Below are 13705 nucleotides of genomic sequence, written 5' to 3'. Positions count from 1 at the left end.
ATTGCTTCAGCTTGGCGGTTTTCCAAATCATCTATTCATTTTTTGCTTTGAATTGCAGCAATCGCACCCATTTGACGGTTAAGCCGATCGTAATAACAAGAGAAGCCGCTACAATAGGGATCCATACATGCAGCATTTCATAATCATGCAGCAGCCAATCAATCATTTTCTCATCTTTAACAAACATTTCCCCTGCTGTATATCCGAGAATGCCTGCACCCATAAATACGAGAATTGGAAATTTCTGTAGCAGATCCATCACTAGCGAACTCCCCCAAATAATGATGGGAATACTGAGCCCTATCCCTAGTATGATTACGGTATTGTTCCCATTCCCTTTAGCTGCAATCGCAAGCACATTATCCAAACTCATAACAAAATCCGCTACTACAATCGTCCATATCGCTTTACCAAGCGTAGAGGCTTCTTTCACATTTGCATGACTGTCATCATCTGTAAGCAGCTTTATTGCAATCCAGAACAGCAGAAGGGATCCCCCAGCTTGAATATAGGGGATATCGAGCAGACTTACAGCAACTAAAGTCAGGATCAACCGCAAGGCAATAGCCCCGAAAGCTCCCCACCATATGGCAAGCTTACGCTGTTCAAGCGGCAAATTTTTGCTCGCCAATGCAATGACAACGGCATTATCACCGCTAAGCACAATATTGATCAACATAATTTGTAAAAACAAAATGAGCGCATCAATCATGCTTTATAACCTCCCAAGATGCATGGCAAGCAGGTGACGATGTCTGCGATCTTAGCGGCGAATAGTAGTTAGAATAAGTGGGAGTCCGACACCTTCTTCATTTGTCCATGAACAATTTCAATGGTTTCTGTTTGTAAGACAGCTTTCTCAATTAATTCGGGTAAGAAGTCCATACTGTTCTCGATTTTCTCAACCATACGCAGGTTAGGATTGGTACTTGGGGATGGAGGAAGAAATAAGGAACAGCAATCCTCATAAGGCAAAATCGAGATAGGGAAAGTACCAATAGATTCGGCTATTCGAATAATCTCTTGCTTGTCCATCATCATGAGCGGCTGTAAAAGCGGCAGTGTTACAACGCGCCCTATGACGTTTAGGCTTGGCAGCGTTTGACTAGCCACCTGACCTAAGCTTTCACCGGTCACTAACGCACTTAGACCTTCTCGATCTGCCATTTGTTCGGCAATGCGATACATCGCTCTTCGTATAAGCGTTACTAATAAATTATCTTGATACTCACGGTGGATAGATGTCTGTACATCCGTGAATGGAACCAAATGAAGCTTCAAGGAATCCGTATAAGCAGACAGCTGGTGTGCCAGTTCAATTACTTTATCCTTCGCACGCTCGCTGGTGTAAGGATAACTATGAAAGTGAATGGCCTCGATGGAAAGTCCCTTTCGCATCGCTAACCAACCGGCAACCGGACTATCAATTCCCCCAGATAGCATCAACAGCGCTTTTCCACTCGTTCCTGACGGGAATCCTCCTGCCCCCTCAATAACCTCTACATACATGAGTACTTGCTCTTCGCGTATCTCCACCCGCAGCTCAACCTCAGGATTATGAACATCCACCTGAAGACCCGGTGATGCTTGGAGCACATAGCCTCCAACCAAATAATTCATTCGCTGTGAATCAAGTGGAAATGATTTGTTCACTCTGCGAACGGTCACTTTAAAGGTTGCTGGTTGTTTAGGCAATGCCTGCATCATACGCAGCGCCATCTCTTGAATGGCTTCAACCTCCATAGGAGCATGATAGGCAGGACTAAACGACGCAAGTCCAAAAACGCGCTGCAAAGCTGCTGAAGCTTCTTCATAAGCTGCTCCCCCTAGCTCCACATATACGCGTCCAAACTCGGGAATATACCTTAAATCAGGAAATGAGCCTAAAACTTTACGAATTTGAGTCATGACGCTTCTCTCAAAACGCTTACGATTTTTTCCTTTGAGCATCATCTCGCCAAAACGCAAAATTAAACAATCCGGTTTCATCTTCGCTTCTCCCTTCTGACTGACGGTTTGCCGAGCATGGGTGCAAGTTCCTTCACGACCTCCCGCAATGCGGCAATGAATAACGCTATCTCTTTATCTTGATGTTCGTCAGAGAAGCTAACTCTTAATCCGCTAACTGCTCGCTCTCGACTACAGCCTAATGCAAGCATCACCGTGCTTGGATCTGATTCCTCTGAAGCACAGGCTGATTTCGTAGAAATGTATATTTGCCGCTGCTCGAGTGCATGAACGACAACCTCAGCCTTCATTCCCACGAAGGCAAAATGAACAATATGGGGTGCCATTTCCTCTTCCTGCTCGGATCCTGTAAGGGTAAGCTCAGGGATCGATGAGATACCCTCTACAATCATGCGTCTTAAACGATACTTATGCTCTGTTTTGACTGTAAGGTTGTCTACGGAAAGTCGAAGCGCTTTGGCCATTCCTACTATGAGCGGCACATTCTCCGTACCGGAGCGAATGCCATATTCTTGACCGCCCCCTACAAGCAGCGGCTTGAGCTGCACACCCTCTCTGCGATACAGAAACCCAACTCCCTTAGGACCTCTGAATTTATGGGCAGATGCACTGCATAAGTCAACGCCCCACTCTTTAGGGTGAAAGGGAAGCTTTGCAATGCCTTGAACGGCATCAACATGAAATAACACCTTTGGATATTGAGCTAACCATCTGGCGATTTCTTGGATAGGCTGAATCGTACCTACTTCATTATTAACATACATCACACTAACAAGGATGGTATCTTCTGCTATCGCTGCTTGAAGAGTCTCTAGCTCAACACACCCCTTGCTATTCACAGGTAAATAAGTAACTCGAAAACCCTCACGCTCCAGTTCGAGAAAAACTTCCTTCACCGAGGAGTGTTCGATTTGCGTAGTAATGAGATGCTTTCCGCGGTTTTGATAGCTGTAAACGGCACCTTTAATTGCCAAATTATTACTTTCCGTCCCGCCGGACGTGCATATAATTTCAGCAGGCAGCACACCTAATGCTCCTGCAATCACCTCTTTGGAGCTGTATAGAAGCTTCTCCGCTTGTATACCTAATCGATGAATCGAAGATGGATTTCCATAATGTTCCTTCATTACTTCGGCTATCGTATCAATGACTTCTTCATAAATTGGCGTTGTCGCCGCGTAGTCCAAATAAAGCATTTATTGCTGATTCCCCTTTTTCACGCTCTTCCTGCCGCGCACAATCAATTTAAATTCCTTTCATCATTAAAGCCTAAAATAGGGCATAACTCAAGCATTCCCTTGGTAACACAAAAAGCCGACCTCCGCATAAACATGCGAAAATCAGCTAGTTAGCTAATGATTATAACGAAAAATTCTGCCTGTGACCCATCACTTTAGATATGTAGCCTTGCGTTTCCCTTGGCAGTAAATGGAGTTTGTTAGCCAGATCCTGATCGGTCTTAATGCCTAATCGGTCAACACGTCCAGGCCCGGCATTGTAAGCTGCAAGAGCAACCCCTTCATTTCCGTTGTACTTCTTAATTAAGTTGCTAAGGAAATGAGTACCCGCATCCACATTTTGCTTAGGATCAAATGGGTTCGTTACACCGAAGCCGCTGCCTGTCCCATCCATAAGCTGCATTAAACCTTTGGCACCTGCCGGTGATACAGCCTGGTGATTGAATTCTGATTCTTGCTGAATAACCGCCTTGACTAGCGAGGTATCCACACCGTATTTATGACTTGCCTCTTGGATTAAACCGTCAAACTGTGAGACTGAGGATGCTTTACTCACCGATTGTAGCGGTGTATACGCTCTATTTAAAGCCCCCAAAGAACTTGGCATACTGTTTGTCGTGTTATCTAGCATGGAAGATACAGTATCTTGGCTTGTAACGCCAGTTCCACCAGATTGTCCCATAAGCGTGTCAAGCAGCGCACTAAAATCGCTTGAATCATCCGTACTTGATGCCGCGGTTTCACCGGATAGCAAACTCATTTTACCCATCAACTGAAGCTGGAGCAATTCTTTCATTACTCTAGGATCAATGCTGTTCGTGCTGTTCATCCGTCAGACCTCGTTTCTATCCATTCATCGTTGTCTTTATTGTACACGTTTTGTGCCCTGACGACCATCCCCAATTTATATAGAGTCACAAAAAAAGAGGCCGTCAATTGACAGTCTCTCTTCCATCTTAAGAAATGTTTTGCTGCAGTAGCTCATTCTCATCCGACAATTTTCGTACCATGACACGAGAAATTCGTAGATGATCGGTCTCTTCAACAATAAATAAAAACTCATCGTTGTAACTTACTTGCTGGTTCTTGCTTGGCGGTATCTCAGTTTTCGAGTAAATCCATCCTCCGATTGTATCATAATCATCCGACTCAATTTCAAGTCCGAAATACTCATTCACTTCATCAATTAGCAGCAATCCATCAATAGAAAAGGTGTTTTCATCCTTGATTTCGATCGTAGGACGTTCTTCATCGAATTCATCTTGAATTTCTCCAACAATTTCTTCCATAATGTCTTCCAGTGTCACAAGACCTGATGTTCCACCGTACTCATCAATGAGCAGTGCCATCTGGCTTTTTCTTTTCTGCATCATTTTCAACAAATCACTGATAAGAATCGAATCCGGAACCGTCGTTATCGGTCGGATAATTTTCTTGATCCCTTTCAGGTTCGCATCCGGTTTGAGTAAATCCTTAATGTGGACGAAGCCAATAATATTGTCTTTGTCCGGATCACATACCGGGTAGCGCGTGCGCATTTCTTTAATGGCACTCGCAAGATTCTCAGAATAGGAAAGTCCGGCATACAAACATTCCATTTCTGTTCTTGGGATCATAATTTCCCTGGCAGTCGTCTCTGCAAATCCAAATATATTATCAACAAGCGTGAGCTCTGTATTATCTATTAGTCCGTTTTTGTGACTTTCTTTCATAAGGACACGAATTTCATCCTCCGTATGCGCCGATTCATGTTCAGTCGCAGGCTCGATTCCTGCACGTCGTAACATCCAGTTCGAAATACCGTTCAACAACCATATAAACGGATACATCACTTTATAGAAAAAAACCATAGGCCCTGCAGATAGCAGAGTTATTTGCTCAGCTTTACGAATCGCATACGTCTTAGGGAACTGTTCGCCTAATGTAATATGCAATGTGGTCATTAAGGAAAAAGCAATAATGAAGGTAATCGTGTGGAACACCGAATCTGGCAAATTCAGAGGAGCGAATAACGGTTCCAGAATTTTGGCGAACGTCGGTTCCCCGACATAACCAAGTCCCAACGAAGTAAGTGTAATCCCAAGCTGACAAGCACCTAAGTAGGCGTCGAGATTATTCATGATTCCTTGTGCAAATTTCGCATTGCGGCGGCCTTCTCCAACAAGCGAATCAATGCGACTACCTCTTACCTTGACCATCGCGAATTCAGCTGCGACAAAAAAACCATTTAATATGACCAGTCCAAACATTAACAGAAAACTGATTAACGTTCCGGGCAAAGGATCTTCCAATACCTTACCTATCCCCTATCAAGCACGATTACCGCACCAAGGAGAATAGGTACACCTCCCTTAATTTCGATTTGAATTTGAATTATCACTTTTCATTATATAATAATACTGTAATCATTCAAAGGTGCGAATATGACTCTTGTAGCCAAATAGTACGAGCAAATGGGAGTATACGCATTAAAACGATGCCTTAATGAGTCTCTACCCGCTATTTATCCCTTTGAAACGCGAATTTACGCGATTTTTTATTGAAAAAACAAAAACAAGCCGATCGCTCGGCTTGCTTCTAATCGGTCATGCATAATAGGGTACTAACAAAAAATAGGCGGCGACGGCAATAAAACTTAGCGCGATTGACCAAGACCCTAGTCTTTTATTCCCCATAAGAAACGCAATAACACCAAGCACAATACCCGAAATACCTAACAACACAGGCCATACAAAAAGAGAAGCCAAGGCAACGAACAGAGCGACATAGCCTACTGCTTTGTTACGCGTGACAGCCTCTACCAATTCCGCAACTTCTTCATCTGACACATCGGAGTCAGTTTCAAGCCTCTCTGGCTTATTGGCTTTATACTGTTCGGCATAGTTGATTCTTCGGGTAGGTGCTATAATTTCGGCTGCGTATTCTTCCTTATGGTTCAATCCGCTTTCAACGCGGAGCTGATCCTTTTGGAACCGCTCCTTGGTGGCATGATCCAGAGGGACATCGTCTTTATTCATGCTGCCTCCATGTTACGCACCTTAATGTTTATTCTTAGCTTTGAAAGTGTGGCAGCAAGTATTAGCTACTTTGTTTGCTGCATCTTGATGATCCGTATCAAATGATTCCCCTGCAAACTCTTCATTATAATTGGCGGCAGCATGCTGATCGACTTCAATCATAATCGTTCCTGCACTACAGTTGTTGCCTTGCGCCCAGTATTCGCAATTGGCAACTGCACATTTTACATCCGGCATAATCATCACCCCTTTAACAATTTGCCCGCTGTCAGGGTGAACTATGCTTATTTTAAGCTGTCAGATAGCACCAAGAACATCGCTTGAGACCAAAGCAGCGGTAGCGCTGGCTCTCCCCATTTGGCAATCCATTCCGGGTGAGATGAGGGGTCTCTAAGACTTTCAGCCACTTGTTCCGGCAATCGCCCCAGCTTATCTGCTTTACTCATTATCCAATCTAAGCATCGCTGAGCCTCTTCACGATTACCAAGCTCCGCTTGGTACCATCCATACCATGCGGTTAGCAGAAGCCATTCTCCGCCCCCATAGTAGCGATCATCGACATATCTTTGGATGCCTCCATGCTTGAGGTCAGCTTCAATCGCTTGTACCGTCTTCAACATAATAGGATCATTAACCTCACAGGCGCCGAACGGGACAGCAAGCCACAACAGACTTGCATCCACACCATTTAAAGCCGGCTGCCAGACTTCTCCCAAGCAATGGATGGATTTAACAAAACGCCCTTCATAAACTGCGTGATCCATTATAAACTTTTTAATCAACGCCGCTTTCTCAAGTAATGGAGTACGATTCTCAAGTTCACCAAGTGCCTTTAAACCGCCATATACGCAAGCTAATGTTGCCGGGTGAACATAATCTGGAAACTCTTCCCAGCAATCAAAATTCGGAAAATGCCAGAACGTCATCAAATAATCAACTGTTATCTCGATACTCTCCCGCAATTCATTCAAGAGCCCGGAATGACCTGTGATACGAATATGTTCCGTAAGGCCCCAAAGCCACGCTCCATAACCATCCAGTTGAAAATGTCCCCACTCTGATAAATCATCACGACCATCTAAATGATAACGTGTCCCAAAAAATTCGGAGCGGTCTATCCATTCTTTGGCTTCCTGTTTACGAATTAACGCATCCACACGCGGACGCTTGTCCTTCAAAACACGATGTACCCAGCGATAGAAAAGCTCAGCACTTTCGGTTTCCATAGAGCGATCCATCGCGTTCGCGATAAAAGTCCCATCTCTGAGCCAACTGTAAGAGTAAGGCGGGAATAATGGTGAAGCTACATAACCCCCGCTAGGGTGCTGATTCAGCTTAATAATCGAGATACTGCTGTTGATTAATTGTTTACGCTCCATGCACCAAGTCTCCTTTTAAAAGAAAAAGGATGCGCTTTTAGTCGCATCCCTTCTTGTATTTGCCAATTCGATTAAAATTATACTTTTTCGCCTTGCATACGACGTTGAGTGATGTAGTCTGTTTCATAGTAAGACAGATCTTCACGAAGTTCCTCGAATACTTTGGACAACTCAATCGTCAAATCACGCACTTCACGTGAAGGCTTTTTGCGGAAACGAATAGCATCTTGTCCTGTATAAGCGTAGCGACCATCCTCGGAATAGCATTCATTTTTAGGGTAGAAAAATGTATTGACGCATGTATGATAAACCTCATACAGTACTTTTTCCGAAAAATCTACATTAAAAGTAGGACGTCTCAAGCTAACGCCCAATTTCTCATAGGCCACTTCACAAAATACTAATAGATGGCGAGTATCCTGCAAATAACCGCGGTAAAACTCATCCATAGCAGGATCATTCTCCACATTTAACTGTGCGAGCGAATTTTGATTCAGAAACAGTTCCATTTTGGCAGTTGTTTCTTTTAACTTCGTACGCGTTGAATCACAAATATTTTTCACATTAAAAACAGCCATTTATGAAGACCTCCTATAATTGCGCTATTCCTATCCTACCATAAATTAACCCGAAGTGGTATATGCAAAACTCCAGTTTCCATGTATAAAACAATCCTCCGCGCCTCACCCTAGTCAAAGGTAAATCGTTTCGTCACTTGAAAACAAGTTAGTTAAAAAGGAGGGCCTGAGCATGTGGCGTTATCTATCTTCTATTACTCTTATTCTTGGTTTAGGTGTCATCCTATTTCCTGAGCAACCGAACCCCCAGACGAAACCAGGACCGGAAGTGTACAGTAAAAAGTATGAAACAACATCCAAGCTCGCGCTGTTGGAGCAGGACGTGAAATTGACCGATGATCTATGTAGAAGCCAATGTTCCATTGATTATTCGCGAATGCTTAGCAAGATTGATAGTGGAGAGCCTGTGTTAAAAGTGCTTGGCGAAATGAAAACTGAGCATGAAAAAATGGATGTGCTTATTTGGTCGAAGCAAAGTCAACCGTTGGAAAAAGGGATTACAGTAGGTGAAATGCCAAGTTCTTATAAAGAACAAGCCACCTCCTATTTGAAAGAAGCTAAAACAGCCGTCGATGAAGGAAAACATTATCAATCACCTAAATTTGGCGCGGCGCAGCAAACTTATTTCGTTCAGGGCACTCCTTCAACCAATAGGGACAGCTCGGTAGTAGGTGTTATTCATCAGGATGTTCTTCATCAAGTAACAGATCACCAGATGAAAAACTTACGCCTGGAACCTTACCCTAATGAAAATCGTTGGAAAGTTGAGTCAGTGGATACGGACACTTTACAAGATAAAGTCGTTGATCATCCTGAGGATAACCAAGGAACAAGCCACTATCATCAAAATGAAGTCGTCGTCCGCTTCAAGCAGGATCCCACGGAGGCTCAGCTTACACAAATCAAAAACGAAATAAAAGCCATTTCCGCTCAAAAGCTTGGATATACGTATGTATTTCGCACGCAGGGCATGGAAGCCAAAGCATTAATGGCTTATTTCAAAAAATGGGATGTAGCCTATGTGGAGCCTCATTTCCTCTACTTAACAAATGATTATTATGACGATCAAGAAGAAGATGAAAATAAAGATGATTCCAGTCAAACAGATACGGGAGCCTCGACCCCGTCAGATATATCGGCTAATTTTATGCCGAATGATAATTTATTCAGTAAATATCAATGGAACTTGCCCCTTATCGAGACTGTTCAGGGTTGGCAATTAACACGTGGTACGAAAGATGTAATTGTCGCAGTTGTGGACACAGGTGTTGACTTGAAGCACCCTGATCTGCGCAATCAACTTTTACCTGGCTATAATGTCATTAGTGATAATGACAACCCGCAAGATGATGTTGGACATGGTACACATGTCACTGGTGTTATTTCTGCATTAGTTAACAACAATCTGGGTGTTGCAGGTATGACATGGTATAATAAAGTATTACCAGTCAAAGTTTTGGACCAAACAGGAGCAGGCAGTACCTATTCTGTCGCTCAAGGTATCATTTGGGCTGCCGACCATGGCGCTAAAGTCATGAATCTCAGCCTTGGCAATTATGCGGATTCAAGCTTTCTCCACGACGCCATCCGATATGCCTACAATAAAGATGTGGCACTCATCGCGGCGAGCGGCAACGACAATACAGAAAGACCTGGCTATCCAGCCGCTTATCCGGAAGTGTTAGCTGTAGCCGCGAGTGATTCCCAAAATAACAAGGCACCCTTTTCGAATTATGGCGACTATATTGCCGTGACGGCCCCTGGTGTCAGTATCGCAAGTACGTATCCTAATAATCAATATGCGGCGTTATCGGGTACATCAATGGCTAGCCCTCATGTCACTGCTTTGGCAGCCTTGGTTCGTTCTACGAATCCTAGTTTGAAAAACACGGAGGTTTACGAAATCATTAGACAAACCGCTCAAGACCTTGGTACAAAAGGTAGAGACAAATATTTCGGCTTCGGATTAATAGATGTCGTGAAAGCTGTAAAAATGGCCGAACAAAGCTCGAATCAGGTTTCTTACTTTTCGCAAAGTTTATCTCGTCAAATACATCTCATTACGAAAAAGTATGCCTACTAAAGTAAAAGGTTGGTCAGCCTCTGTGCTGATCAACCTTTTTTTGGTATCATGCTCACCTAATGTTCCGCAAGCCCTTTGAATATATCAAAGCTTCCGTTTCTTTGATCTGCTCCTCACCTTTTGGAGTGGAACGTACAAGAACAATTCTACGATCTGCGGAGATCAGATAGCCTCTCCAGATAACCGGCTTGTTCAAGAGCACCCACGAGATGGGTCGCTCCGGCCCGGAGTCATTTCGAGGGCACGGCTGAGCCCTGAAATCTTGATGCCAGAAGTATAAGCGCTCGTGTAGTAAGAGACGGTAGTAAGCAGGGTAAATTCACTTTGACGCAGCCCTTTGAACGATTTACTTTTACTGCTTGATCTTGCTAATTGACCAAATGTACGTGCTAATTCTTGTACGATAAATACAGCATTTTGCGGGGAATCAATAATCGGTACTCTTCACTAAAGTTAAATAAGGGTCTCAAGGGACTCTTATTTAGCCACTTTTTGTGAAAATAGAAGCTTCTATAGGCTCTAATGGCATGAATTTATCAAAAAAGCTGATCTCAGTATCAATTAAAAGTCTATAGGGACTCTTATTCCACCACTTTAGCCACTTTTTGCGAAAATAGAAGCTTCTGGAGACTCGTATTTGCATAAATTTATCTAAAAAAGCTGATCTCAGTACCAATTAAGAGTCTTTAGGGACTCTTATTCCGCCACTTTAGCTACTTTTTGCGAAAATAGAAGCTTCTATAGGCTCTTATTTGCATGAATTTATCTAAAAAGCTGATCTCAGTACCAATTAGGAGTCTTTAGGGACTCTTATTCCGCCTCATTGCCCACTTTTTGTGAAAATAGAAGCTTCTATAGGCTCTTATTTGCATGAATTTATCTAAAAAGGCTGATCTCGGTACCAATTAGGAGTCAGTAGGGACTCTTATTCCACCACTTTAGCCACTTTTTGTGGAAATAGAAACTTTTGGAGATTCTTATTTTTCTTCCAGAAAAATTAAATACCCGCAAGGCCTAAGCCTTGCGGGTAACCGACAGTATGGAAAGTTTGCCGTAAGCCGGGTTCTGTACTTCCAGTGGTCATAGCGGGCGTCTGTCCCCTGCCACCATTGAAGTGACAATCATCTATCTAGGCCATACATTGCTGTACAGCTCAAGCGACCAACCCGAACGCGTCTCAGGCTAAGACTGCCACCTCGAAAGCGGCTTGCGTTCCTCTAGGTCTTGCTCCAAGTGGGGTTTACCAGGATCTATGTCACCATAGAACCTCGTGGTCTCTTACACCACGGTTCCACCCTTGCCTGTGAATCCCTTGCGGGAAACCATCGGCGGTCCATTTCTGTGGCCCTATCCTTCAACTCGCGTTGACTGGACGTTATCCAGCACCCTGCCTTATGGAGCCCGGACTTTCCTCTCGCTGTGGCTTACCCACAGCCAGCGATTGTCTGTCAAACTTTCCGGTGCATTTGCTAGTATACTAAGAATGCCTTTGAAATACAACTGCTGATCGTTTCCTCAAATACCATTTGCAAGTCATGAAGTTATCAAGGCTGCAAATAATCGACTGTGCGAGAACCCTCCACCCTACTCTACAGAAACTGGAATGGTTCTGTATCCACCTCGGAAGCCAGCACCTGCGTGTCCGTCTTGACCAACTGCGCGGCGAGATAATCGGCCACGCCGCGCTTCATGATCTTCTCGACGTTATGTCCAACGTCGATCAAAGTCAAACCCGCCGCAAGCGCATCGTGCGCGGTGTGATAGTCGATGTCGCCGGTGACCAGCACATCGGCGCCTGCAACCAAGGCGTGCCGCATATAGCGGCCGCCAGAGCCCCCCAGAACGGCCACCTTACGGATGGGCCGTTCCAAATCTCCGACGACGCGCACCGTCGGCACGTCGAACACCTGCTTCGCGAGCTCCGTTAGCTCGCGAAGCGTCGTGGCCGCGGGCAGCTTGCCCACGCGGCCCAAACCGAACACTCTACCCTTGAGGTCCATCGGGTAGAGGTCATAGGCCACCTCCTCGTAGGGGTGGGCCTTCATTAGAGCCTGAACCGCCTTGCGCTGGACGCTGGCGGTTACGATGGTCTCTACGCGTACTTCCTGTACGCGTTCAAGCTTGCCTACTTCCCCGATAAACGGGTGCGTCCCTTCCTGCGGCAGGAACGTCCCCGTTCCGGGGATGTTGAAGCTGCAGTGGCTGTACTGCCCGATTCCACCCGCTCCCGCGGTGAAAAGGGCATCCAGCACAGCCTGGTGATGCGTCTCAGGGACGAAAACAACCAGCTTCTGCAGCTTCTCCGTGTGCACATCCTCTAGATGAGTAAGCTCCGTCAAACCGAGCTTATCCGCCATCATATCGTTCACGCCGCCCTCAGCCACATCCAAATTCGTATGAGCAATATAGACAGCGATGTCGTGCTTAATTAATTTTTCATATAAACGACCAGCAGGCGTATCCGTTTGCAGATGAGCGAGCGGTCTGAAAATAATCGCATGATGAGCAATAATGAGATTAGCACCTTGCTGAATCGCTTCTTCAACCACTTCATCGGTGACATCCAAGGCTACGAGGACCTTATGGATTTCCTTCTGCAAAGACCCTAGCTGTAAACCTATTTTATCATCAGGCATCGCATAATGCTTCGGCGCCAGCTGTTCAAACAGCTGGATTACGGTTTGACCTTTTGCAAACAAGCGAGTACCTCCTTTATTTCCTTCATTTCTTGACCGACCTGCTCCGCCTTCGCTACAGACGCTTCTGCTGAAGACAATTGGAGCTGCTCTTCAATCATGGCGAGCTTTTTCAGTTCGCTTTCCCACTTGGTGAACCATACTTCTGGAGCCTCGTTGATGAAGTAAGGCCCCATTTGGAGCAAGCGTTCCTTCGATACCCTTACCCCACCTGGCAGCTGACGTTCAGCGTAAAGAACCCCCAAAGTATGTTTTTCCTCATCCGGCACAGCTATGGCTGTCAAAATCTCATAAATCTTGCCGTCTTCCTCTAGAATCGTTTCGGATTCTAGCTTCCAGCCCTGCTGCAGCAACCAACGCCGCACATGATCTTCACCGACATTGGGCTGCAAAATAAGATGAGTGACGCCTTGCAGCTTATGCTTTCCAGCTTCCAATATACTTGCCATCAAACTTCCGCCCATTCCGGCAATCGTAATGACATTCACTTCTCCAGCATCAATAACGGCGAGTCCATCACCGGATCTTACACTGATTTTCTTAGACAATCCACTTTCAAGAACCTGCCGAGTTGCCGCTTCAAAAGGCCCTGGATTCACCTCGCCAGCCACAGCAAACAAAATAATACCCTGTTGTGCCAAATACGTTGGCAATAGGGCATGATCGGAACCAATGTCCGCTACCTTTGATCCTAATGGAACTCGATCTGCAATCATTTGCAGTCTTTTCGATAATTTCACCATATG

12 protein-coding genes and 1 other RNA gene are annotated in these 13705 nt (G+C 44.9%); 1 reads left to right on the top strand and 12 read right to left on the bottom strand.

Annotation, left to right across the window (positions count from 1 at the left end):
* Positions 1-31 precede the first annotated feature (31 nt).
* From QFZ81_RS11710 to QFZ81_RS11670, 9 genes are all read right to left on the bottom strand, one after another.
* On the bottom strand, positions 32-712 hold the full coding sequence (locus tag QFZ81_RS11710) for a TerC family protein (protein WP_307444290.1): 681 nt from the start codon (positions 710-712) through the stop codon (positions 32-34).
* A gap of 68 nt (positions 713-780) precedes the next feature.
* Positions 781-1989, bottom strand: a complete 1209-nt coding sequence (gene thiI / locus QFZ81_RS11705; protein WP_307444292.1) for a tRNA uracil 4-sulfurtransferase ThiI — start codon at positions 1987-1989, stop codon at positions 781-783.
* Positions 1986-3164: a cysteine desulfurase family protein gene (locus QFZ81_RS11700; protein ID WP_307444294.1), complete on the bottom strand. Its 1179-nt coding sequence runs from the start codon at positions 3162-3164 to the stop codon at positions 1986-1988. Before QFZ81_RS11700 ends, thiI begins: the two co-directional genes overlap by 4 nt.
* A 163-nt stretch (positions 3165-3327) precedes the next feature.
* The gene (locus tag QFZ81_RS11695; RefSeq protein WP_307444295.1) at positions 3328-4035 is read right to left on the bottom strand and encodes a lytic transglycosylase domain-containing protein; all 708 of its coding nucleotides are present in this window, start codon (positions 4033-4035) and stop codon (positions 3328-3330) included.
* A gap of 127 nt (positions 4036-4162) precedes the next feature.
* Entirely contained in the window at positions 4163-5455 is a 1293-nt protein-coding gene (locus QFZ81_RS11690; protein ID WP_307449888.1) for a hemolysin family protein, read from the bottom strand.
* 336 nt (positions 5456-5791) lie between these two features.
* Positions 5792-6223, bottom strand: a complete 432-nt coding sequence (locus tag QFZ81_RS11685) for a hypothetical protein (RefSeq protein ID WP_307602845.1) — start codon at positions 6221-6223, stop codon at positions 5792-5794.
* A 21-nt stretch (positions 6224-6244) separates the two neighbouring features.
* Positions 6245-6460 (bottom strand): DUF1540 domain-containing protein, encoded by a 216-nt coding sequence (locus QFZ81_RS11680; protein ID WP_029195901.1) that lies wholly within the window; start codon positions 6458-6460, stop codon positions 6245-6247.
* Between the two features lie 47 nt (positions 6461-6507).
* Entirely contained in the window at positions 6508-7602 is a 1095-nt protein-coding gene (locus QFZ81_RS11675) for a glycoside hydrolase family 15 protein (protein WP_307602843.1), read from the bottom strand.
* 77 nt (positions 7603-7679) lie between these two features.
* On the bottom strand, positions 7680-8180 hold the full coding sequence (locus QFZ81_RS11670) for a YpuI family protein (RefSeq protein ID WP_029195899.1): 501 nt from the start codon (positions 8178-8180) through the stop codon (positions 7680-7682).
* A 172-nt stretch (positions 8181-8352) separates the two neighbouring features.
* On the opposite strand from QFZ81_RS11670, the gene QFZ81_RS11665 reads away from it, so the two are divergent.
* Positions 8353-10263 (top strand): S8 family peptidase, encoded by a 1911-nt coding sequence (locus tag QFZ81_RS11665; protein WP_307602841.1) that lies wholly within the window; start codon positions 8353-8355, stop codon positions 10261-10263.
* 1039 nt (positions 10264-11302) lie between these two features.
* Here QFZ81_RS11665 and rnpB read toward each other — a convergent pair.
* From rnpB to QFZ81_RS11650, 3 genes are all read right to left on the bottom strand, one after another.
* Positions 11303-11720: RNase P RNA component class A (gene rnpB, locus QFZ81_RS11660), an RNA gene on the bottom strand.
* 132 nt (positions 11721-11852) lie between these two features.
* A complete protein-coding gene (locus QFZ81_RS11655) occupies positions 11853-12962 on the bottom strand; it encodes a Nif3-like dinuclear metal center hexameric protein (RefSeq protein ID WP_307602839.1) in 1110 nt (369 codons plus the stop codon).
* A complete protein-coding gene (locus QFZ81_RS11650) occupies positions 12938-13702 on the bottom strand; it encodes a tRNA (adenine(22)-N(1))-methyltransferase (RefSeq protein ID WP_307602837.1) in 765 nt (254 codons plus the stop codon). The genes QFZ81_RS11655 and QFZ81_RS11650 overlap by 25 nt, the downstream gene beginning before the upstream one ends.
* Between the last annotated feature and the right edge of the window lie 3 nt (positions 13703-13705).

Origin of the sequence: Paenibacillus sp. V4I9 (assembly GCF_030817295.1) — a bacterium.
Taxonomy (GTDB): domain Bacteria; phylum Bacillota; class Bacilli; order Paenibacillales; family NBRC-103111; genus Paenibacillus_E.
The sequence above is the reverse complement of the archived record's forward strand: the minus strand, read 5'-3'. Positions and strand labels throughout refer to the sequence as shown.